Origin of the sequence: Collinsella aerofaciens, assembly GCF_025289055.1 — a bacterium.
In the GTDB taxonomy this organism is placed as follows: domain Bacteria; phylum Actinomycetota; class Coriobacteriia; order Coriobacteriales; family Coriobacteriaceae; genus Collinsella.
This window is the reverse complement of record NZ_JAESIQ010000030.1, coordinates 1-20,691: the sequence shown is the minus strand read 5'-3', so window position 1 is coordinate 20,691 and position 20,691 is coordinate 1. Positions and strand designations below refer to the sequence as shown.

Genomic DNA, 20,691 nt, shown 5'->3' with positions numbered 1-20,691 from the left:
CGCACTTAGGCATGCGAGGCGCGTGTTCATGGTTTCCGACGCCATGCGCCGTCATTTCGAGGGGAAATACCGTGTCGATCTTGCGTCGAAAACGTTCGTTGCACCGTGTTGCAACGAGGTGCTGCACCCTGAATCCTTCTTGTCCCCGGGTAAGTACGGGCACCCTGTCTTCACCTATGCGGGCGGTCTGTCGAAGTACCAGTGCATTGACGGTATGCTCGAGCTATTCGCCGACATCCAGGTGAGGATTCCCGATGCAGAGCTGCTGTTCTATACATGGGATACTGATCAGGCAAACGAGCTCGTCACGGAGTACGGCCTATCCAACGTAACCGTCGCCAGCAAGAAACAGGATGAACTTCCGGCTGCTCTTTCACGAGCGAAGTATGGTTTTGTTATCCGTGACGACATTGCTGTGAACCGCGTTGCCACTCCGACGAAGATTTCCACCTACATGGCTAACGGCGTCATACCCGTTGTGAGCAGTTGCGTGGAGGGCTTCGCCGAAGCCTCGACTGGACTTGAGTACGCAATCTGTTGCTCCGACGACGACATGGTCAGGGCGATTTGCGACATGGAGAGCCGCGGGATTGCCGCGGACGAAATATTGGACGAGTACCACGGATTCTTTGACGGGTACTTCGACCTTGAGAAGAAGCGGAACGCCATGAGGAAGTTCTTGGAGCCTGTGGTGTTCGATATGGGGTTTAGATGACATTGGAACAAGATTGTGGCCTTGCTGAAAGCGGTGAGCGGCTCCTAGGCTTCGTCATATTAAATTTCAACGGGGCTGACGATACGCTTTCCTGCGTTGAGTGCTTTCCCGTAGCCGCTCGCGGCATTAAACTCTTCGTTATTGACAACGCCTCCACGGACGGTTCCTTTGAGCGCTTGGAGCGCAGCGAGACCTTGGCTGCCCGCGACTACTGTGAGCTTATCCAGTCGGGCGGCAACTTTGGCTATGCGGGTGGAAACAACGTCGGCATTAGGCGCGCACTTGCCTGCGATTGTACGCATGTCTGCGTGCTTAACAATGATACGATTGTCGATCCCGTCGAGTTGGCTAAGCTTGCCGACTACCTTGACTCCGATAAAGACTGCGCCTTCGTGGGTCCGGTGCTTTTGGAGAGTGACTGCACGGGGCGCACCGTGCAGTCCGCCGGGGCGAGCATCAATTTGTGGACCGGCGACGTCTCCGTCCGCTCAGGCGGCGTGCCCCGAGAGACCCTCTCTGGCGCGTTTGTCTGTGATTACATCGGCGGCGCCTGTATCATGCTTCGCGCCTGCGACGTGGAGAAGCTCGGACTTATCCCCGAGTGCTACTTCCTGTTCTTTGAAGAGACCGAGTGGTGCCTGCGCGCCAAACGTATGGGGCGCACGGTAGTTTGTTGCGCCGATGCCTCAATCGTGCACAAGGGTTCTGCCTCCATCCATAAGGTTGGGGGTCTTTCGGGCTACTTGCTTACGCGCAACACCATGCGCTTCGAGTCACGCAACGCCTCCAAGCTGCAGTGTTTCATTTGCTTCGTGTACAACGCACTCTATTTCGTGGCAAAGTCCTTCGTTCGCCATGATGGTTCTGCTAAGCGTATCTGCTTTCTAATCGATGGCATACGTGACGTCGTTCGTGAGCCTTATCGTGGGATGGTGAGGATATGCGGGAAGTAAACCGTCTTTTTCCGGACGAATCGATTACGAAAAATAGCGGATACGAATCCTCGGGCATTCTCAGGTTTTTGCTTTTGCTTTCATTTGTACTGGACGCGCGCTTAGCCTGCGTTGTCTCCTTGCCTGGATTTTTTGGAAAGTGGACTTCAACAAACTGGGACAAGGAGCTTGTGTGCGTAGCAGCTTTTGTTGTTTTTGCCCTGTATTTCGTTCGCTATAAAGATCTCGTCTTGAAGAAACTCGACTGCTTCTTACTTATTTACCTCCTTTGCCTATTAACTGTATGTGCTGTTGAGGTCGTCTACTCCATGAAGATTATGGGTAGCCCCTTCAGTGCCTCAATCAAGGCCTCTGAAGTGGCGTTTTTCATCCTTGCTCTTCCTCTTCTAGTTCAGATGGTTGTTGACGGTTCCTATCGAAAAATGATGGATTGGTTAACGGTAATTGCTACGGTTTGCGCCGTCGCCATGCTTTTGCAGAGTTTTTTCTATTCTGTAACCGGTGGGATACTTTTCAGCGCCATGACCAACACAAGCGGAGCTGACGTTTCTATTCGTGACTTCGGTATCAGGTTCAGTCCTCCTGGCGGTTTGATGACCTTCGCGACGATATATGCGGCCATCTCCGCCGTATTTTTGAGTAAAGAAAAGCGCAATAGATTGCCTTACATCGTTTGTACCGTGCTTCTTATCCTGGCCATTGTCGTCGTTTACCAAACCAGGATGGAGGATATCGCGCTTATCGGTTCCCTGCTGCTCGGCACAGTTATATGCGCTGAGAGCGGCAGGCTATCCAAGGGTATCAAAAAGCTTCTTGTCATCCTGCTCGTTGTCCTAATGTTTTGCATGGGTTTTTTTGAGAGTTTCATTGCCTCTTTCAGCTCGACGGATACCGTCTATTCCGGCAGCGCCTCTATCAGAGCGTATGCATATTCCTACTACTTTGAAATGTTCTTGAGGTACCCGCTACTTGGCTTCGGCTCTCTTCCTTCAACTTCGTCGCTCCTCCATGGTAACGGAACCGCCTATATAAGCGATGTCGGAATAGTGGGCTTAGCAGCGCAATGGGGACTTCTCTTCGTTGTTCTCTACCTTATTTTCTTCTGGAGGATGATTTCTGTTTACCGAAACACCAGAGGAGATGTTGGCGGCCTTGAGAGGGCTCTGATGCTAACAATGATCATATACCTGCTCTTTACGAGCGCCACGCTTTGCTGCTATTCGCCGGCTCTTGGAATCAGGGTCGTTATCGCGTTGGCCTTATTCGAGCTATTGAATTTTCAAATCGAAGAGAGACGAAAGGCGGTTCACGATGCCTAACATCGTTTTATCCGGTGCCGTGCTTAACTCGGACAATCTGGGCTGTGTAGCCTTGACGTACTCTGCGGTAAAGATTCTTAACGAGGTCGCGACTCGATGGGACACGAATTTCAGCTATACGATTCTCGAGCTTTCTTACGACAAAGAGGAGTGCGAGCGCTCCCGCAGGCTCATGTGCGACAGGCTTGGCATCTCTGCTTCCTCCGTAGAGGTGATCCCGATGGGCTCTTCGATGAGTATTAAGGCTAAGGTTAGGCACTGCCTGGAGAACCGAGCCATGCGCTCGCGCATAAAAAGCTCCTTTGCGCTCTTCGACCTGACTGCCGGCGATAGCTTTTCGGATATCTACGGCATGGAGCGCCTGGAGCGCTATGCCGAGCCCATGGACTACGCCGTCAGATGCGGCACGCCCCTTATCCTGGGGCCACAGACGTTCGGACCCTTCAAATCTGGCGAGGGGCGAGCACTCGCCAAGCGCGTCTTCAGCGCGGCCGCGCTGGCCGTGGCGCGCGACGAGCTTTCGGCCCAGTGCTTCGAGGAGGTCTGCGGCAAGACCGCGTCCGTGTCGACCGACCTGGCTTTCGGCCTGCCGTTCGACGCAGAAGCTTTGAAGCTTCCTCATACTGATGCGCCTCGTGTGGCGCTTAACGCCTCTGGGCTTCTCTACGATGACTCCCTTGAGAACACAGTGAAGGCCTTTGAGTTAAGGGTCGATTACCGAGTGTTTGTCCATCGCGTTATCGAGGGGCTGCTAGAAAACGGCTGCGAAGTACACTTGGTACCCCATGTGGGCGCGGACATAGCTGTGAACCGCGTTCTCTCCGAACGCTATCCGAGCGTCATTGCTCATGCTTTGGCGGACACCCCTGTCGATGCCAAGAACCTTATCTGCCAGATGGACCTTCTGATCGGTTCGAGAATGCACGCCACCATCGCCGCGCTTTCTTCCGGAACCGCCGTGGTTCCCGTCGCCTACAGTAGGAAGTTCGAAGGGCTGTTCGGCGGCGTGGGCTACAAGCACGTCGTTGACCTCGCGTCGTGCACGACCGACGAAGCCGTCTCCGCAGTTCTCGACGCCGCTCGATCGCGCGAAGTGCTTGCTTCCGAAGCCGCGCGAGCCCGCGCTACCGCCGATGAAAAACTGAATGTTGCGCGGGACGCCCTTACCGCCTGCTTGGGCGGCCTCCTGAACCGTTAACGTACGTTGTTTGGATAGTAGATGTCTGAGACGAAAGAAGTTAGTAGAAGCCAATACGTTGTGAGGAACACCGCCGTCACGCTTTTGACTCAACTTGTCAAGAATTTGCTGGGTTTTTTGTCGCGCACCGCTTTTATCTGGGTTCTCGGCAAGGAGCTGCTCGGCATCAACAGCCTCTTCACTGAAATCCTCACAATGCTCTCGTTCGCCGAGCTGGGTATTGGAAACGCGTTTGTCTATAGTCTGTACAAGCCACTGGCGGAGCGTGACAACGTGAAGCTCGGCTCCCTCATGCGCCTCTATGCTAAAGCGTACAAGGGAATCGGCTTGCTTATCGGCGTTCTCGGCCTATGTTTGCTCCCGTTCCTGAAGATGCTTGTGGGAGACGTGGCGGTGGACGACTCGTTGCTCTACACGATTTTCCTTATGTACGTCTTTAACACTGCTGTCTCTTACTTCTTTGTGTACAAGACATCGCTTATTGTGGCTGACCAAAAGAATTACATCGTTCTTATCGCGCAAGAAGGCTTCCATGCCGTTCAGGTCGCCGTTCAGGTAGCCATTCTTCTCCTGACGGGCAACTACGTGCTTTTCATGGCCATAACCGTCGCCTGCACTATCGGAACAAACGCCTTCCTCGCTCACAAAGCTGACAAGATGTACCCCTTCCTGTTGGAAAAGACTGTCAAACCGCTCTCTGTCGAAGAGCGCAATGAGATCGTTGCCAACGTCAAGTCGCTTGTTGTCTACAAGTTGGGGTCTACCGTCCTCGGCGGCACGGATAGCATCTTTATCTCCGCAATCATCAATGTGGTTACTGTCGGTTTCTACAGCAACTATAAGCTTCTCGTCGATCTTTTCACATCCCTTGGCTCGCAAGTCGTGAGCTCCATCACCGCGAGTGTTGGAAACGTCAACGCTTCGGAGGGCAAAGAGCGTAAAGAGGCTATCTTTGACGGCTTGCTTTGTGCTAGCGCTTGGTTTTTCGGCCTTTCAGCCGTCGGGCTTCTACTGCTCTCGAATGATTTCATCAGGTTGTGGGTCGGCACGGACTACGTGCTCGACATTACCTCGGTCGCGGCGATCGTAGGAGCTTTCTACGTGAACAACATGCACCACGCTTGCTTTGTGTATCGCAACACAGCTGGGCTATTCGTATACGGCAAGTATATCCCAGTCATTGCCTCGGTCCTCAACATCGGTTTGGATGTGGCTCTAGGGATGTGGATCGGTCTGCCCGGCATCTTTCTGGCGACAATCATCGCTCGCATGCTCACCTACGAGATTGTAGACCCATTGATTATCTACAGGCGAGTGTTCGGAAAGAGCGTGCTCGCTTACTACGGGAACTATCTGAAATATACTGCGATCGTTGCGGCGGCGGGTGTCGCCTGCTGGGCCGTATTGAGTGTCATTCCTGTCGGCAGCTGGCTCGGCTTTGCCGTGAGTTGCGTAGCCATCGGCATTGTCTACTGCGTCGCGTTCTGCTTGCTGTCGTTCAAAACAAATGGATTCGGTGTACTGCGAGGCTTCGCGAGGCGCATTGTCATCAGATAATCATCTGATTTGATTGGAGTCTATTCAGTGATGGACAAGTACTCGCTGCCCCTGGTAGGAGAGAGACTGTACAGGAGAGACGTGGCCTCAGAAGGCGGTCAGAAGACCTCGATTCTTGCTCGCCGCCGAACATGGGAGAACTATCGCGTCAAGGTGGGGATGCACACCTACGGGAGTTGCTTCGACGCTACGTTTAACGTCGGCGGGGCATCGGTCTCCGTGGGCCGCTATTGCTCTATTGCACAGAGGGTCAGTTACTTTGGCGCCTCGCACCCCATTGAGCGCGCCGTGATGTCCCCTTACTTCTACAATCGTGCCTTTGCTGGCCTCGACGTCGATGACGTATTGAGGGCGTCGCTCGAGATCGGAAACGATGTCTGGATTGGAAACGGAGCACTTATCATGCCCGGATGCTCTCGAATCGGAAATGGCTCTGTGGTCGGGGGGGGGTCCATTGTCACGCATGATGTGGAACCTTATTCGATTGTCGTCGGTAACCCCGCGCGGGTGCTGCGCATGAGGTTCGACAAGGATACCTGTGACGCGCTTGAGAAATCGCGCTGGTGGGAACTCGAGCCCAATGAACTAATGGACTTCTACGATTTGATGCACGACCCGGCCGCATTCGCGCAGGCCATCATGGACGGAAGGCGAAATGACTAACAACGTGGACAAGACGCAGCCGAAATCCGCCGGGCTGGGGCTTGAACAGATTCGAGCCCTATGCTTGGGTTGCGGTGCCTGCGCAAGCATGGTCGGGCTTCAGATGGTGGAGGACTCCCGTGGTTTCTTCCGTCCGCCAACAGATGCCGTCGACGAGAACTGCAATAAATATTGCCCTGTGGCGACCTTACCCATAAAGTATGACGAAAACCCTTGGGGCGAGACGCTCTGCTCCTTCTTGGGCTGGTCTAACGACCCCGATGTGCGCCGCAACGCCTGTTCTGGCGGCGTCATAACCACCTGCCTGTGCTATCTGTTGGATGCGGGGCTTGTGGACGCGGTCATGCAGGTTGGACCTGACCCTAACGACCCGCTTTTCTCTGAGGTTCGCTTTAATGAAACTGCGGAAGGGGTTAAGGCGTGCTCGGGATCACGCTACGTTTCCTGCCCTGCGCTTTCGAGAATTTCTGAGGCCGTTTCGTCCGGCCGGAGGTTCGCGGCCGTAGGTAAACCCTGCGACATACGTGCTCTTCGTAACCTCGTGGATTCCGATGAGCGCTATGCCGATACGTTCCCCTATCTATTCTCATTCTTCTGCGCCGGCCTTCCGAGCAAGAATTCTGTCAAGCGCCTTGATGGACAGCTTAATCCTGAGGGGAAGAAGTTGTCTTCTTTCCGCTATCGCGGTAATGGCTGGCCAGGCTACGCCACTGAGAGCTTCGAAGGGGGCGGAGAGGCCAGCATGACCTACGACGATTCCTGGGGGAAGATTCTCGGCCGCGATCTGGAAGGCTATTGCCGCTTCTGCTTCGATGGGCTAGGGGAGTATGCCGACGTGTCTGCAGGAGACGCTTGGTACCGCCTTCCCAGCGGAAAACCAGATTTCTCCGAGCATGAAGGGAGAAATGTCGTTTTCGGGCGGACAAAAAAGGGGCAGGAGATGCTGCGGGCAATGGATGCCGCCGGACTGCTTCAGCTCGAGGAGTTTCACGACTGGGATTACTTGCGCGGAATCCAGGCGCGGCAGTTCGAGCGCAAGACTACGCTCGCCGCGAATCTGAAGATCCTGCGCCTCACAGGCCGCAAGACCGTAACAGCAGACATGGCGGAGCTCGGGCGATATTCCAAAGCCTTCCCGCTTAAAGAAAGACTCATGTATGCGAAGGGCCTTCTAGGGCGAATCGTTAAAGGCAAGATTTCCGTACCGTAGGCTAGACGAAAAGCACCGGAGGCGAGAACTTCATGAATAGAATGAGCATCAAGATCGCAACGAACGCTTGGCGCGGAATCGCAGCACTGGGTGTCGCGGGCCGCGGCGGGTATCTCTGGGAGGATGTGGACTGCTGGTGGCGCATCAGGAAACTCCCTGCTACGGTTGGAAGTTTTGCACGGATGACATATCTCTTGTCGGAGTGGCGCGAGTTCAGAAACGTCTTCGACATGCGCCTCAGGCAGCAAAGGACTTCGTTTGTCGCTCGCGGCCTGTTTAGGGTTCTTTGGCCACTCGAGCCGACCCTGCACATTAGCACCGAGGACATCGGACCACGTATGTTCGTAGAACATGGTTTCGCGACGATTATCTCTGCCAAGAGCATCGGTTCAGATCTCTGGGTGAACCAGCAGGTAACAATCGGTTGGAATTATGACAAGGCTCCTGTACTGGGCAACGGCGTTCGCATCGCTGCCGGCGCGAAGGTCATCGGTGGCGTGAGGCTCGGTGACAACTGCATCGTCGGTGCTAACGGCGTCGTGACAAAGGACATACCTTCGGAAGAAATATGGGGGGGGCGTTCCTGCTTCACGCATTGGTGTAAATCGAGAGCACAAGCTATTTGAGTCTGGCTCTTGAAGCCAGAAATGTGTATCTAGGAGCTTAACATGAAAGGCATCATCCTCGCCGGCGGGTCCGGCACACGCCTGTACCCGCTCACGCTCGTGACCTCCAAGCAGCTGCTGCCGGTCTACGACAAGCCCATGATCTACTACCCGCTGTCCACCCTCATGCTGGCGGGCATCCGGGACATACTGGTCATCTCCACGCCGACCGACCTCCCCAACTTCGAGCGCCTGCTCGGGGACGGCTCGCGCTACGGCGTGAACCTCTCCTACGCCGAGCAGCCGAGCCCCGACGGCCTGGCGCAGGCCTTCACCATCGGCGAGGGGTTCATCGCCGGCGAGCCGTGCGCGCTGGTGCTCGGCGACAACATCTTCTACGGCAACGGCCTGTCGCGCCACCTGACGCGCGCCGTCCAGAACGCCGAGTCGGGCCGCGCCACGGTCTTCGGCTACCACGTGGACGACCCCGAGCGCTTCGGCGTCGTGGAGTTCGACGGGGAGGGGCGTGCCGTCTCCATCGAGGAGAAGCCAGCGGAGCCCAAGAGCTCCTACGCCGTCACCGGCCTGTACTTCTACCCGGGCGACGTGGCCGCCAAGGCGCATGAGGTCGAGCCGTCGGCCCGCGGCGAGCTGGAGATCACCACGCTCAACCAGATGTACCTGGAGGAGGGGACGCTCTCCGTGGTCACCCTGGGCCGCGGCTACGCGTGGCTGGACACCGGCACCATGGAGAGCCTGCACGAGGCCGCGGAGTTCGTCCGCGCCGTGGAGCACTCACAGGACCTGCCCGTCTCGGTACCCGAGGAGATCGCCTGGGAGAACGGCTGGATCACCACCGCCGAGCTCGAGGAGGCCGCCAAGGCCTACGGCAAGTCGGTCTACGGGCAGCACCTGAAGAAGGTCGCCGCCGGCGAGATCGTCAACAGCCCGCGCGAGTACTAATCCGATCCAATGGGAGATACAAATATGTCTGAAGAGCTCTTCGAGCCCAGGAACATCATCGTCACGGGCGGCTGCGGCTTCATCGGCAGCAACTTCGTGCACTACGTCGTGAACAACCACCCCGGCGTGCACGTCACCGTCCTGGACAAGCTGACCTACGCCGGCAACCCCGAGAACATCGCCGGGTTGCCGGCGGACCGCGTGGAGCTCGTCGTGGGCGACATCTGCGACGCGGGGCTGCACGATCGCATCGTCCCGGGCCACGATGCGATCGTGCACTACGCCGCGGAGTCCCACAACGACAACTCCATAGCCGACCCCGAGCCCTTCCTGCGCACGAACGTCGAGGGCACCTTCCGCCTGCTGGAGGCCGTCCGCAAGTACGGCGTCCGCTACCACCACGTCTCCACCGACGAGGTCTACGGCGACCTGGCGCTCGACGACCCGGCCAAGTTTACCGAGGAGACGCCGTATAAGCCGAGCTCCCCGTACTCGAGCACCAAGGCGTCCTCTGACATGCTGGTCCGCGCATGGACCCGCACCTACGGCCTGCGCACCACGATCTCCAACTGCTCCAACAATTACGGCCCTTTCCAGCACGTGGAGAAGTTCATCCCCAGGCAGATCACGAACATCGTCGACGGCGTCCGCCCCAAGCTCTACGGCCGCGGCGAGAACGTCCGCGACTGGATCCACACCGAGGACCACTCCTCGGCCGTCTGGGACATCCTCACGAAGGGCCGCATGGGGGAGACCTACCTCATCGGCGCCGACGGCGAGAAGAACAACATCACCGTGCTGCGCATGATCCTGGAGGCGATGGGACGCGACCCCGAGGACTTCGACTGGGTCGCCGACCGCCCCGGCCACGACCGCCGCTACGCCATCGACTCGACGAAGCTCCAGCGCGAGCTGGGCTGGAGGCCGGCCCACACCGACTTCGCCGGGGGGCTCAGGCAGACGATCGACTGGTACGTGGCCAACGAGTCCTGGTGGCGCCCCGCCAAGGAGGCCACCGAGGCCAGGTACAGGGCCCAGGGCCAGTAGGCCGCCCGAGCGCCCTTACGGGGCGCCCCGGGCGGACCGCAGGGCATGGGGATGATCCTGCGGCCCGCCCGGGGCGCCCGCAACCACCGTATCGTCGATAGGAGCTTTTCCCACATGGCAGACATCGCATTCGAGAAGGACCTCTCCGTCACCGAGACCGGCATCGGGGGCCTGAAGGTCGTCGACCTCGCCGTCCACGGCGACTCGCGCGGCTGGTTCAAGGAGAACTGGCAGCGCGCCAAGATGACCGCCCTGGGCATCCCGGACCTAAAGGTCGTCCAGAACAACATCTCCTACAACGACAAGAAGGGCGTCACCCGCGGCATCCACGCCGAGCCCTGGGACAAGTTCATCTCCGTGGCCCGCGGCTCGGTCTTCGGCGCCTGGGTGGACCTGCGGGAGGGCAGCGCCACCTACGGGAAGGTCTACACGACCGTGCTCGACCCGTCGAAGGCCATCTACGTCCCGCGCGGCGTGGGCAACTCCTTCCAGGCCCTGGAGGACGGCACCGCCTACACCTACCTGGTGGACGCCCACTGGTCCCTCGAGCTCAAGAGGACCTACACCTTCGTGAACCTCGCCGACCCCGAGCTCGCCATCGAGTGGCCGATCCCGCTTGCGGAGGCCACCGTCTCCGAGGCCGACCTCAACCACCCGATGCTCAAGGACGTCGTCCCGATGGCGCCCAAGAGGACGCTCGTCACCGGCTGCAACGGCCAGCTGGGCCATGCTGTGCGCAGGCTGGCGGAGGAGCGCGGCGTCGCCAAGGACTTCGACTTCTGCGACATCGACACCTTCGACATGTCAGACCCGGACGCCTACACACAGTACGACTGGTCGCTCTACGGCACCGTGATCAACTGCGGCGCCTACACCGCCGTGGATAGGGCGGAGACCGCCGAGGGCCGCGCGACCGCCTGGAAGGCCAACGCGGCCGGGCCGGCGCTTCTCGCCCGCACCTGCGCCGGGCACGGCATCACGCTCGTCCACGTGTCCTCCGACTACGTCTTCGACGGCACCGCCGAGGTGCACGACGAGGAGGAGCCCCTCAGCCCGCTGTCCGTCTACGGCCAGACCAAGGCCGCCGGCGACATCGCCGTGGCGGGCTGCCCGCGCCACTACATCATGCGCTCCAGCTGGGTCATCGGCGAGGGCCGCAACTTCGTCAGGACCATGAGGGCGCTGTCCGACCGCGTCGCAGACCCCGAGGACGGGCTCGCGCAGGTCACGGTCGTCGACGACCAGCTGGGCCGCCTGACCTTCACGCGCGACATGGCCGGGGCCATCTTCCACGTGCTGGGGACGCACGCCCCCTACGGCACCTACGACTGCACCGGCTCCGGCGCCGTGAAGAGCTGGGCCGATATCGCCCGCGCCGTCTTCGAGGCCGCCAACGGCAACGGGGACAGGGTCGTGCCGGTATCGACCGCCGACTACTACGCGAGCGCCGAGGGCCCCATCGCCCCGCGCCCGGTCCACTCCGCGCTCGACCTGTCCAGGCTCGAGTCCGTCGGCTTCCATATGCCCGACTGGGAGGAAGAGCTGGGGGAGTACCTAAAGAATATGATCTTAAGTACGGAGGCCTAAATTGTCTAATAAAAAGGTAATGCTCGTCTTCGGCACCCGTCCGGAGGCAATCAAGATGTGCCCGCTCGTCAACGAGCTGAAGGCGCACAAGGATGAGTTCGAGACCGTCGTGACCGTGACCGGCCAGCACCGCGAGATGCTCGACCAGGTGCTGCGCGTCTTCGGCGTTACGCCCGACCACGACCTGGCGATCATGAAGCCGGGCCAGACGCTGTTCGACGTGACGTGCGACGTGCTGCTCAAGCTTAAGGTCGTCCTCGAGGACGAGAGGCCCGACGTGGTCCTGGTTCACGGCGACACCACGACCAGCTTCGCCGCCGCACTCGCATGCTTCTACCTGCAGATCCCTGTGGGGCACGTCGAGGCCGGCCTGCGCACGCACGACATCTACAGCCCCTGGCCCGAGGAGTTCAACCGCCAGGCGGTAGACATCGTGAGCGAGTACTATTTCGCCCCCACGGAGGCCAGCAAGAAGAACCTCCTCGCCGAGGGCAAGCCCGAGTCCAAGATCTGGGTTACCGGCAACACCGGCATAGACGCCCTGCGCACCACCGTGCGCGAGGGCTACTCCCACCCCGAGCTCGACTGGGCGGAGGGTTCGCGCCTCATCCTCATCACGGCGCACCGCCGCGAGAACCTGGGCGAGCCCATGCACCGCATGTTCCGCGCCATCCGCCGCGTGATGGAGGAGCATCCGGACACCAAGGCGATCTACCCTATCCACATGAACCCGCTCGTCCGCAAGGCAGCCCACGAGGAGCTCGACGGCTTCGACCGTCTGCACATCATCGACCCGCTCGAGGTTCTCGACTTCCACAACTTCATGGCCGCGAGCCACCTCATCCTCACCGACTCGGGCGGCATCCAGGAGGAGGCCCCGAGCCTGGGCAAGCCGGTGCTCGTCATGCGCGACACCACCGAGCGCCCCGAGGGCGTTGCCGCCGGCACGTTAAAGCTCGTCGGCACCGAGGAGGACGTCATCTACCGCGAGTTCAGCCGCCTGCTCTCCGATCAGTCCGAGTACGAGGCGATGAGCCATGCTTCGAACCCCTACGGAGACGGGCATGCGAGCAAGCGGATTGCGGACGTGCTGAAGTAAACTATTTCCCGGTAACATCTGTTTTCGTAAACGGGGGCTTTTGGAGGTTCTGTTCCTCCAAAAGCCCCCGTTATTTTTAACGAAGATGATTAGTCGTACTGAGCGTAGAGCCTCGCCACGCCCGTGCGGGCAGCCGCGTCGAGCCTGACGCCGTCCCCGAGCAGGATGTGGACGCGCCGGGCAGCACGTCGCGCCCGGACCCGAACCCGAGCTCGGAGACCGTGGCGGTCCCCCTAGCCTCGCCGAACTTCACCTCGGTCGTGGTCTGCGGGGGGGGCGGAGCCCGCGTCGAAATATTCGACGGCGAACATCTCTGGGTAGACGGTTTTGCATATGTACTTAGAAGACCATTTACCATTTGACTGAGCCGAAACGACTGATTCTACAGCGTGATCAACCATGTTCTTATTTGCGTTCCATTTCCGCTGATTCATCGCATAGGTGATGACGCCGTTTTGGATGCCGTTAATACTGGAAGGAAAGCTTTGGCTGTAAGCGTATATCGTGAACCCAAACTCTTTTGCGTCCAAGTGCTTTTGGATACGGTTGAAATACTTAGCAGCCCCTTTATCTGTCTTACCGTTACGTACAAAGTAGTTATCTTAAAGACTGGTAGAACGCGCAGCATAACCATCAGCTGAATATATCTTATCGTGCCCTGGATGTGCAATTACCATGCGCTCGTCAGTAAGACAGATGTAAAGATGGCGTTGGTCTAGATTTCCGTAATAATTATCAGACGTGTCATCCCAAGTGCAGTCAACTTGATACCTTTCGTCATCGAGTTTAACCGCATTCCACGTATGCCCATCATAGGTATCGCGGGTTTCCGTGTTTTCTATGCCTGCGGCAGAAAGTAGTTTCGCATACGCTGATTCATAGGCTTGACACGTCCCAAGCCCCCTCGTAAGAGCACTTTCAGCCGAGGACCACGTGAGCGAGTTGTCGTACTCAAGCTGATCGAGAAGCCAGTCGTGAAGATAGAGAGCCATTTCGTATTCAGAATCATCTGTCTCTTGCTTGGCTTGTGACACTGCTTTATTGACAATGCTCGCAACGCGGGATACGCATCATCTGCAACCTGGATATACGAGTTGGTGCGCAAGTAGTAAACGCCCGGCGCCTTGTCCATGAGGTAAAAGCGGAAGTTATACGATCCGGTAGCCGTCGTTGTGAACGTAAAGCCGTGGCTAACGCACGCGTCGGTGTACTTTGTCCACTCCCCGCGGCTTGGATCGGCGACCGACTCATAGGCGTACTCGTTGGAGTTAGAGTACGAAGGCGCATCCATGCGAAAGAGATAGCTGCCACTGCCACCTGTTGCGCTTACGTGGAAGGTCGTTGGCTGTCCAAGTACTGGATCGTTCCATTCGACGGTGAGGGTGACACTGCCGCTGGTGGCGCTATCGCTGTACTGATATCCACTTATTGCGGCCTTTGTGGCTTGTTCCGAATCGGTCGACATGTCGGAAGCTAGGGAAACCCGAGGTTCCACCTGAGGTGCAATTGGATTCGCGAGATCTGAATCATTTTTGATGGACTCATTGCCGATCTCGCTTGTATCGATGTCGCCTGTCATGCTGCCGCCCAAATTGTCCGCTGCGCCAGTCTCAGACTGCTCCATGGTGTTTTCTTGCCGCCGTTCTTCTTCCGCTATAACCCTTACAGGTATTGCTGCACTAAGCATAGATACGCAAAGAACTGCGCAGAGCGAGCGGTAAAAGACTCGTTTCATAGCGGTGCTTCTCGATAAGGTGGGCGCCAAGGCCCGGAGGCGGCGCCAGGCCAACACTCCGTGTATATGTAAGTAGGGTTATTTTTACGGTAACGCCAATCAACAACAGCGAACTTTTTGGACAGAGTTGGGGAGGGGGGAGGGATACTTGGGACAGTTTGGAACTGATTGATTTTTTGTAATCATGTCTATAAATATTGATGAACAATGATATGGACTCATTGTTATAGTTTGGAGCCAAACATGGAAGCACCCGCCGTTCTCTATCATTATGCAAGCCTAGATACGCTGGCCTTGATTCTGCATAATCGGACTATCAGGTTCAGCCGGTTAGATAAGGTTGATGACCCACAAGAACAGCGTTCAGCGGACTCTCAAAATCTTGGAAAAATGAAGCTCGTCAGTTGTTGGACCTCTTCTGATGAGGAGAGCATCCCCATGTGGCGCGAGTATGCTGGAGCTGAATGTGGAGTAAGAATCCAGATGAAGAGCTATCCGTTTAAGCGCTACTCTGTGTCTACCGAGAGCCTAAGTAAGCTATCTAGTGACGCAGTTTTGAATACTCCTGGTGGCAAGTTTGATGGACTTCAATTGCCGCTCGAAGACTTTTGGGATAAAAAATATCATTTTAAAGAAATGGCCCGAAGCGTTGAGATGCTTCATGAAGTCCAGTATACGAACGATAAGTCGCTTCTGTTTCCAAAGTTGATCCGTAACTGCGAAAACGGCTGGATAGAAGCCGATTTAAACACACTTGGGATTCATAAAGCTACCGCCTGGTCATACCAGAACGAATGGCGATATGTTTTAACGGCAGTTCCTGTGGGCATCGCCTCTGTAATCAAGGGTGATGTTGAGGCAGTTAAGAGGGCCACTGAGGTCATACTTGATAGATGCGATCCCGAAATTCCTTCCTTTTACGATTTGATTATCTCAGACGAAGCATTTTCTTCGATGAAGATCGTCGTTTCCCCAAAGATGACGCCGGGGAACCGAATAATTTTGGATGCGTTGGTGCAGAAATACGCGCCCGGCATTGAGGTTGCAGAAAGCTCGATTGAGATGGCTTAAATAGGCAGCAATATGATGCCGGAGGTTCCCATGTGGTGTCTGCGAATTCATGGTGGGGGAGCCGATACTCTTCTAGCCCCTTTCTTCTCATGCAATGCGTAAAAGTCAGATCGTGCTTTGGGTTGCTTCAGTAGTACTTACTGATAAGTACCTATCTGCTGTAGGGGGGCTTTCGGAAAACTGAGTATTTGCTCGCTTGAGTGCTGCTGATTATTGCTAACGGTTCGCCCCGCGGCGCTGCCGCATGTTTGCCTCGCCCATGTCAGCCCAGACCGCTTTGCGCGCGATCCTGTCTATGGTTGCGTCCGCGTGGACCCCGCCGACGAGCCTCGGGTGCCAGTCCTTCTTCTTGAACTGGGTACAGAGGACGGTCGACGTTGCCGTACCTCAGCTCCCTCAGCATTGGTCTGAACTCAATCTGGAGCCGAATCAGAGAATCATGAATGCGGAGCGATAATCATGGCATTGTAAATTGATTTTTAGTAGCGGAGGAGACAATGGACCTAACGAATCTACCTGAATACATCTCAGCGATTGTGGCAATCATCGCGTTGCTCATTTCTTGTTACCAAGCTCGTCTCAGCAATAAACAGTCTCTATTCAATCGACGTTTAAATATATGGATAACCGTCGATAAACTCATGAGCGTTTACGCAAAAAACGCGAAGAACTTGGAGCATAACGACGAACCACAACTGGCTATCGACCGGCTATTTGTTTGGCTAACTAACACCACGTACTTGCAATCAATTTCAGCCTCAATAAATCATGTGTTAGATGCCGGCTCTCAACTTAAATTGCATTTAAAGCTTGATGAAATGAGAACGCTCGCTATGGAGGCAAAATTTTGCTTCAAAGGAAAGAGTGGAGACGCAATAGCCGAATTCATAGAAGCTTATCAATCCCTTTTGTTTTCAATGTATCAGTATCAGATTTTATTGAATAAGATGAGTCAGAGTGCAAAGGAATATCAATGGACGCTTGTACAGGCTTCTGAAAAGTTACATGAGCCCGATAAACGGAAAGATCTCTTTGAGAAAGAAAGCGCTCTTGCCGCTTCATACAAGACTCTATGTCAGCAAATCAAGCGGGGTGCAATTCAGCGGCAAATACAACTAGCAGGCCCTATATGGCGCTGAGCGAATTGATGAATTACGGGATGATTAGTAATGCAACGGTTCAGATAACGCGACTTACCGCACCTACCCCAAGCTGCGGTAAGTCGCGTCGGCCATCAGGATATGGCGCACCACCCTTTCGGTCCGGTCCCATCTGTCCCTGGCCTGGTTGACCCTAAAGAGGTAGACGTACCAGTCGAGGTAGGCCTGCAGGTTCCGCGGCGACATCCCCGTGAAGCGCCAAAGGTAGCGCTTGAGCCAAGAACACAGGTCGTTCGCCATTTCTATCCGCTCCAGGTAGACCGGGTCGTTCACGTCGGCCAGTATGCCTCGCTCTCGAGCCCGCCGTCCCTGACCAACGCGTTGTGCGCCTTCTTAAGGTCGTGGATGGGCAGCGACCCGGGCAACATTCTGCTGCCCATGGCCTTCCTTACGCGCGCCGAGCTGGGCTTCCCGTGGCCGAGGACGACCGCGACGGGGTTCTTATGGACATCGAAGGCGACTCAGACGCACGGCCTTTGTCGGGATAGACCACGCTTATGCACCTGTTTGTAACCCTTGGAGGGGTCTGTGTCGTTGATGTGGGTCTCGTCAATCCAGAAGGTGTCGCACAGTACAAACCGGTCCTGGTAGCCGGTTACCGTGGCGAGCGCGCGGCGCCGCCGCTCGAAGTCCGTCTTGTGGCTGACGCCGCACAGCTCGCCGCGCACTCACGGGGACGATGGGGCGCATGAGTCTAATGAAAGTGACCCAGACAGGGAGCACCTTTCGGCAGTGCTCAAGGATGGCGCTCGTGAGGGAGGTGAGCCTCCCGCCGCAGCGACGAGTCTCGTCGACGGCTTCTCAGTGCAGCAGGAACTCGTCGGCGGGGAGGCCTGCCACGAGCGCCCCGAAGGGGTTTGCCTTTCCCATATGGATCTGTCCCATCCGCCTGAACGCCCACCCGGAGGGATTGTCGCCAAACAAAGATCCGGGTTGGCACTCGGGCAAATTCACTGTTTGGCTCGGAAGGACATAGTATTCGGGGGCCTTGCGGTCCCCGACTCATCACCTGTTATCTAAACTGTTATAAAGTCAAAAATAACGAATTAATCGATCCCTGGGGACAATATTAGTTCCCTAGGGGGCGATTTCAATTATTGCGCTAATTTTCGTAGTTGAAGCATCAGTACGTTTGTAACTAGAAGCAAATATTGCTTGTAATGCACTATCTATTCCATATGTTTAGCATGACAATTGGTACAAACAAGCGAATGTGAAAGAGGACATGAAAATGGCGAAGGGGATTGGCTATTACGAGCATGATATCAAGGTTAGGTTTACCGAAGAACGGATAAACAAATCATCAAATTGGCAGTGGCTAATTGAATGCACTGAAGAACGCTTCTCTGCACCCAAAGAAATCACTTCAGTAAATGAATTTATAGGCGTATTGGCATCGCTTCATGAACCCTTTGCTTTTCTTGCTACCGTCGTCGATTTGGTTGGCGATTTCAAACCAGATATTTCATCAATGTGGTTGGTAAAGTTGTACGATTGCGTCCTCCTCAGAAGTGGAATGACCAAGCCAGAAGATTTTGATGAACATGTTGGGTTTTTCGGCATGCTTGGCGTAGCGTCCTATGCAACTTTCCTTTTCAATAAATTGACTGGCAGAAATGCCCTTATTGATACCCGTCCCATTTTTTATTCAAATCTCCACCAGCTGTATGACCTTACTGCGCTAAACGATGAATGGTCAAAACTTGAATACTTAACCGGGAGAATCAATTTATCGGGAATTGAACTAGTTGCCGAAACGCTTCGGCGCAATCTTAAGTGCGTCGATGTACCAATCAAATGCGATAGCGTTATTAAACTGATGGATGACAACTTTGATGCTGATTTCCTCAGTTTTAAAGACGTTGATCGGGAGCTATTTCAAACATGGCAGGAGGCTCTTCTTTGCGATGCTTTTAGGAGTTCTTACCAAAATGGAAAACTGACTCCATTGATTGGCCTTGGTGAAGGTGAAGAATCGTCATATAGCTCTGTATGGACAGAAGGCATGTTCCTAAAAGCAAAGGATATCTTTGAAGATGATCGTGCGATATGCTTACTTGAGTCTATAGAATTTGCGAAATGGAATAAGATTCCTTCGACCCGTAGCCAAAGCATTTTAGTCGAACTAGCCACAAACAACGCCAAGCGAATAGTAGAAAATAGCGAACCGTTGTACCGTCTTCAGTGCACAGCAATTGATCTTGTCACTCAGCTAAAGAGGGAATCGATATTTTGCAAAGAGGCTCAGACAGCTTATTTCCGAAGAATGAATGAGCTTCTAAAAGGCCGCACCGATTACAACGATCTTCGCTATATGTCGGAACATTCAATTCCGATGACAAAGGAGCAAAAACGTCTATTTAAAACGAAATGCCAAGCTTTCTTTGCCGAAAACTTAAAGAAAGTCAATACTACACACGACCTGATAGCCCTATTTGAAAACCCTCTAAGCGCTAAGTACTGCAATCAGCAGGATGCGGCGTACGCACTCGACTTATTCTATAAGCACACAGGGCATAGCGATGTTGAAACTGCTGAGCTGTTCTATTCTGCAATGATGTTTTTATTAGATGTTATGAGCAACCCTAGAGTGAATAACAATTGGGTTAAGAAAGTAATTATTGCTCTTAGACATGCTTGGCAAGATAAATACTACAGTCAAGTTGTATCAGGAATGCATTGTTTTACGCGAGAATTCTCCATTCCGAACACGAAAATCAAAATGCTAAATAAGCAGTTCCTAGAATCGCCCCACGGATTTGCACAATCTTTATTGCAGCTTTCCGATGATTCAATTTCATCCAGCTTAGAGGACATGTCTAAGAAGTTAATTGTTTACCTTTTTGGCAAGACAACAGTCAGTGAATTCTATCCCAATCACGTTCACGTAATAATAGAAGATGATGCGCGCTCGATCGATAAAATGATTGCAGATGAAGTCGAACGGGTTTACAAGGAGCGTTCTTATCGCTTCATCAATCATCTTAGTGAGCAAGTTATGCTTGACGGTTTCTTTGAAAAGCCAAACAAGAATATCCAGTTGGTTTGCAGCATGGTCGTCATAGAGCCCGTTTATGACAAGGTGGTTACACTTGCTCCAAGTCAATACGAGCTTTTGCCCAATCCTGGCAACAGGCCGACCCTCGGTCATCTTACGCAGCTATTTCCTATTCTTGAAAATACTATTAGAAACATAGGAGAGATGTTTTCCATTGTTCCCTTCCAAGCAAATAGGGATTCCTTTTACAAGCTTAGGGAAGTATCAGGCGTCTTGGCTGACCTCATTGGAAGCGTTCGTGAACTTACGGGAACTATCCAAGGATGCGGAGAGTTCCTATTTGTCTACTTAGTTATGTACTCTTCTAACGGATATAACATCAGAAACGATTGCATCCATGGTCGTCAATACCAAGGTTCCGCAGATGTCGCTTTCGCCTACAGACTTACCGTGATCTGCACCTATATGATGTTAAAAAGGCTGCAGGGGCTTGAAGCAATTGTAGAGAATGAGGTTAACAGCGAGGACCATGAGGAGATCGTATGTCACGGTCGATGATTTTTTGAATTGACAGCTTTTAATGCAATACATTCTTCTCTCAAAAAACTCAAGAACTGTCTGAGGATTCCGATTACTTTTGAACGGTAATTACCCCCCCCCCGAGAGTGAAGATTAATGCGGCCGTATGATGTTACGAGGTGGATTATGGGCCTTACTGGCAGCTGACCTATATTGAAGACCCCTCCTTTCACCGATTGGCAAAACGATTTACACCTAATTTCTGGTGCTGCTCACAGGCATTTCTTTCGTC

General features: G+C 54.7%; 17 protein-coding genes. 15 read left to right on the top strand and 2 right to left on the bottom strand.

Annotated features, from left to right (window positions below; genetic code table 11):
- Nucleotides 1-28: 28 nt before the first annotated feature.
- The 12 genes from JMJ97_RS08825 to wecB all read left to right on the top strand — a co-directional run bounded on the left by JMJ97_RS08825 (nucleotide 29) and on the right by wecB (nucleotide 12,916).
- A complete protein-coding gene (locus tag JMJ97_RS08825; protein ID WP_260699983.1) occupies nucleotides 29-715 on the top strand; it encodes a glycosyltransferase family protein in 687 nt (228 codons plus the stop codon).
- On the top strand, nucleotides 712-1,668 hold the full coding sequence (locus JMJ97_RS08820; RefSeq protein ID WP_260699982.1) for a glycosyltransferase family 2 protein: 957 nt from the start codon (nucleotides 712-714) through the stop codon (nucleotides 1,666-1,668). Before JMJ97_RS08825 ends, JMJ97_RS08820 begins: the two co-directional genes overlap by 4 nt.
- On the top strand, nucleotides 1,656-2,987 hold the full coding sequence (locus JMJ97_RS08815) for an O-antigen ligase family protein (protein ID WP_260699981.1): 1,332 nt from the start codon (nucleotides 1,656-1,658) through the stop codon (nucleotides 2,985-2,987). The genes JMJ97_RS08820 and JMJ97_RS08815 overlap by 13 nt, the downstream gene beginning before the upstream one ends.
- Nucleotides 2,980-4,185 carry a polysaccharide pyruvyl transferase family protein gene (locus JMJ97_RS08810; RefSeq protein ID WP_260699980.1) on the top strand — a complete coding sequence of 402 codons (1,206 nt, stop codon included), beginning with the start codon at nucleotides 2,980-2,982 and terminating at the stop codon, nucleotides 4,183-4,185. The genes JMJ97_RS08815 and JMJ97_RS08810 overlap by 8 nt, the downstream gene beginning before the upstream one ends.
- Before the next feature lie 21 nt (nucleotides 4,186-4,206).
- Nucleotides 4,207-5,742 (top strand): lipopolysaccharide biosynthesis protein, encoded by a 1,536-nt coding sequence (locus tag JMJ97_RS08805; RefSeq protein WP_260699979.1) that lies wholly within the window; start codon nucleotides 4,207-4,209, stop codon nucleotides 5,740-5,742.
- A gap of 30 nt (nucleotides 5,743-5,772) precedes the next feature.
- Nucleotides 5,773-6,405 carry a CatB-related O-acetyltransferase gene (locus tag JMJ97_RS09700; RefSeq protein WP_422110720.1) on the top strand — a complete coding sequence of 211 codons (633 nt, stop codon included), beginning with the start codon at nucleotides 5,773-5,775 and terminating at the stop codon, nucleotides 6,403-6,405.
- A complete protein-coding gene (locus JMJ97_RS08795) occupies nucleotides 6,398-7,615 on the top strand; it encodes a Coenzyme F420 hydrogenase/dehydrogenase, beta subunit C-terminal domain (RefSeq protein ID WP_260699978.1) in 1,218 nt (405 codons plus the stop codon). Before JMJ97_RS09700 ends, JMJ97_RS08795 begins: the two co-directional genes overlap by 8 nt.
- A 41-nt stretch (nucleotides 7,616-7,656) precedes the next feature.
- Complete coding sequence (locus JMJ97_RS08790; protein ID WP_260699977.1) at nucleotides 7,657-8,241, top strand: LbetaH domain-containing protein; 585 nt, start codon at nucleotides 7,657-7,659, stop codon at nucleotides 8,239-8,241.
- A 42-nt stretch (nucleotides 8,242-8,283) separates the two neighbouring features.
- On the top strand, nucleotides 8,284-9,183 hold the full coding sequence (gene rfbA / locus JMJ97_RS08785) for a glucose-1-phosphate thymidylyltransferase RfbA (protein ID WP_260699976.1): 900 nt from the start codon (nucleotides 8,284-8,286) through the stop codon (nucleotides 9,181-9,183).
- 24 nt (nucleotides 9,184-9,207) lie between these two features.
- The gene (gene rfbB / locus JMJ97_RS08780; protein ID WP_260699974.1) at nucleotides 9,208-10,230 is read left to right on the top strand and encodes a dTDP-glucose 4,6-dehydratase; all 1,023 of its coding nucleotides are present in this window, start codon (nucleotides 9,208-9,210) and stop codon (nucleotides 10,228-10,230) included.
- 114 nt (nucleotides 10,231-10,344) lie between these two features.
- Nucleotides 10,345-11,817 (top strand): sugar nucleotide-binding protein, encoded by a 1,473-nt coding sequence (locus tag JMJ97_RS08775; RefSeq protein ID WP_260699973.1) that lies wholly within the window; start codon nucleotides 10,345-10,347, stop codon nucleotides 11,815-11,817.
- A 1-nt stretch (nucleotide 11,818) separates the two neighbouring features.
- Complete coding sequence (gene wecB / locus JMJ97_RS08770; RefSeq protein WP_338404623.1) at nucleotides 11,819-12,916, top strand: non-hydrolyzing UDP-N-acetylglucosamine 2-epimerase; 1,098 nt, start codon at nucleotides 11,819-11,821, stop codon at nucleotides 12,914-12,916.
- 602 nt (nucleotides 12,917-13,518) lie between these two features.
- Here wecB and JMJ97_RS09695 read toward each other — a convergent pair.
- On the bottom strand, nucleotides 13,519-13,908 hold the full coding sequence (locus JMJ97_RS09695; RefSeq protein ID WP_422110719.1) for a transglutaminase domain-containing protein: 390 nt from the start codon (nucleotides 13,906-13,908) through the stop codon (nucleotides 13,519-13,521).
- A 986-nt stretch (nucleotides 13,909-14,894) separates the two neighbouring features.
- On the opposite strand from JMJ97_RS09695, the gene JMJ97_RS08760 reads away from it, so the two are divergent.
- Together JMJ97_RS08760 and JMJ97_RS08755 are read left to right on the top strand one after the other, a co-directional pair.
- A complete protein-coding gene (locus JMJ97_RS08760) occupies nucleotides 14,895-15,722 on the top strand; it encodes a DUF2971 domain-containing protein (protein WP_260699970.1) in 828 nt (275 codons plus the stop codon).
- Nucleotides 15,723-16,219: 497 nt separating this feature from the next.
- A complete protein-coding gene (locus JMJ97_RS08755; protein ID WP_260699968.1) occupies nucleotides 16,220-16,861 on the top strand; it encodes a hypothetical protein in 642 nt (213 codons plus the stop codon).
- A gap of 63 nt (nucleotides 16,862-16,924) precedes the next feature.
- Here the strand turns inward: JMJ97_RS08755 and JMJ97_RS08750 are convergent, their stop codons facing one another.
- On the bottom strand, nucleotides 16,925-17,155 hold the full coding sequence (locus tag JMJ97_RS08750) for a hypothetical protein (protein ID WP_260699967.1): 231 nt from the start codon (nucleotides 17,153-17,155) through the stop codon (nucleotides 16,925-16,927).
- 958 nt (nucleotides 17,156-18,113) lie between these two features.
- Here JMJ97_RS08750 and JMJ97_RS08745 point away from each other — a divergent pair.
- Entirely contained in the window at nucleotides 18,114-20,438 is a 2,325-nt protein-coding gene (locus JMJ97_RS08745; RefSeq protein WP_260699966.1) for a hypothetical protein, read from the top strand.
- Nucleotides 20,439-20,691: the final 253 nt, after the last annotated feature.

Bases quoted from the DNA above. Each gene is read 5' to 3' on its own strand.
- JMJ97_RS08820 (WP_260699982.1), top strand. From the start codon at position 712: ATGACATTGGAACAAGATTGTGGCCTTGCTGAAAGCGGTGAGCGGCTC.
- JMJ97_RS08775 (WP_260699973.1), top strand. From the start codon at position 10,345: ATGGCAGACATCGCATTCGAGAAGGACCTCTCCGTCACCGAGACCGGC.
- JMJ97_RS08815 (WP_260699981.1), top strand. From the start codon at position 1,656: ATGCGGGAAGTAAACCGTCTTTTTCCGGACGAATCGATTACGAAAAAT.
- JMJ97_RS08755 (WP_260699968.1), top strand. From the start codon at position 16,220: ATGGACCTAACGAATCTACCTGAATACATCTCAGCGATTGTGGCAATC.
- rfbB (WP_260699974.1), top strand. From the start codon at position 9,208: ATGTCTGAAGAGCTCTTCGAGCCCAGGAACATCATCGTCACGGGCGGC.
- JMJ97_RS08825 (WP_260699983.1), top strand. From the start codon at position 29: ATGGTTTCCGACGCCATGCGCCGTCATTTCGAGGGGAAATACCGTGTC.
- JMJ97_RS08760 (WP_260699970.1), top strand. From the start codon at position 14,895: ATGGAAGCACCCGCCGTTCTCTATCATTATGCAAGCCTAGATACGCTG.
- rfbA (WP_260699976.1), top strand. From the start codon at position 8,284: ATGAAAGGCATCATCCTCGCCGGCGGGTCCGGCACACGCCTGTACCCG.
- JMJ97_RS08795 (WP_260699978.1), top strand. From the start codon at position 6,398: ATGACTAACAACGTGGACAAGACGCAGCCGAAATCCGCCGGGCTGGGG.
- JMJ97_RS08810 (WP_260699980.1), top strand. From the start codon at position 2,980: ATGCCTAACATCGTTTTATCCGGTGCCGTGCTTAACTCGGACAATCTG.
- JMJ97_RS09695 (WP_422110719.1), bottom strand. From the start codon at position 13,908: ATGGCTCTCTATCTTCACGACTGGCTTCTCGATCAGCTTGAGTACGAC.
- JMJ97_RS09700 (WP_422110720.1), top strand. From the start codon at position 5,773: ATGGACAAGTACTCGCTGCCCCTGGTAGGAGAGAGACTGTACAGGAGA.
- JMJ97_RS08745 (WP_260699966.1), top strand. From the start codon at position 18,114: ATGGCGAAGGGGATTGGCTATTACGAGCATGATATCAAGGTTAGGTTT.
- JMJ97_RS08805 (WP_260699979.1), top strand. From the start codon at position 4,207: ATGTCTGAGACGAAAGAAGTTAGTAGAAGCCAATACGTTGTGAGGAAC.
- JMJ97_RS08790 (WP_260699977.1), top strand. From the start codon at position 7,657: ATGAGCATCAAGATCGCAACGAACGCTTGGCGCGGAATCGCAGCACTG.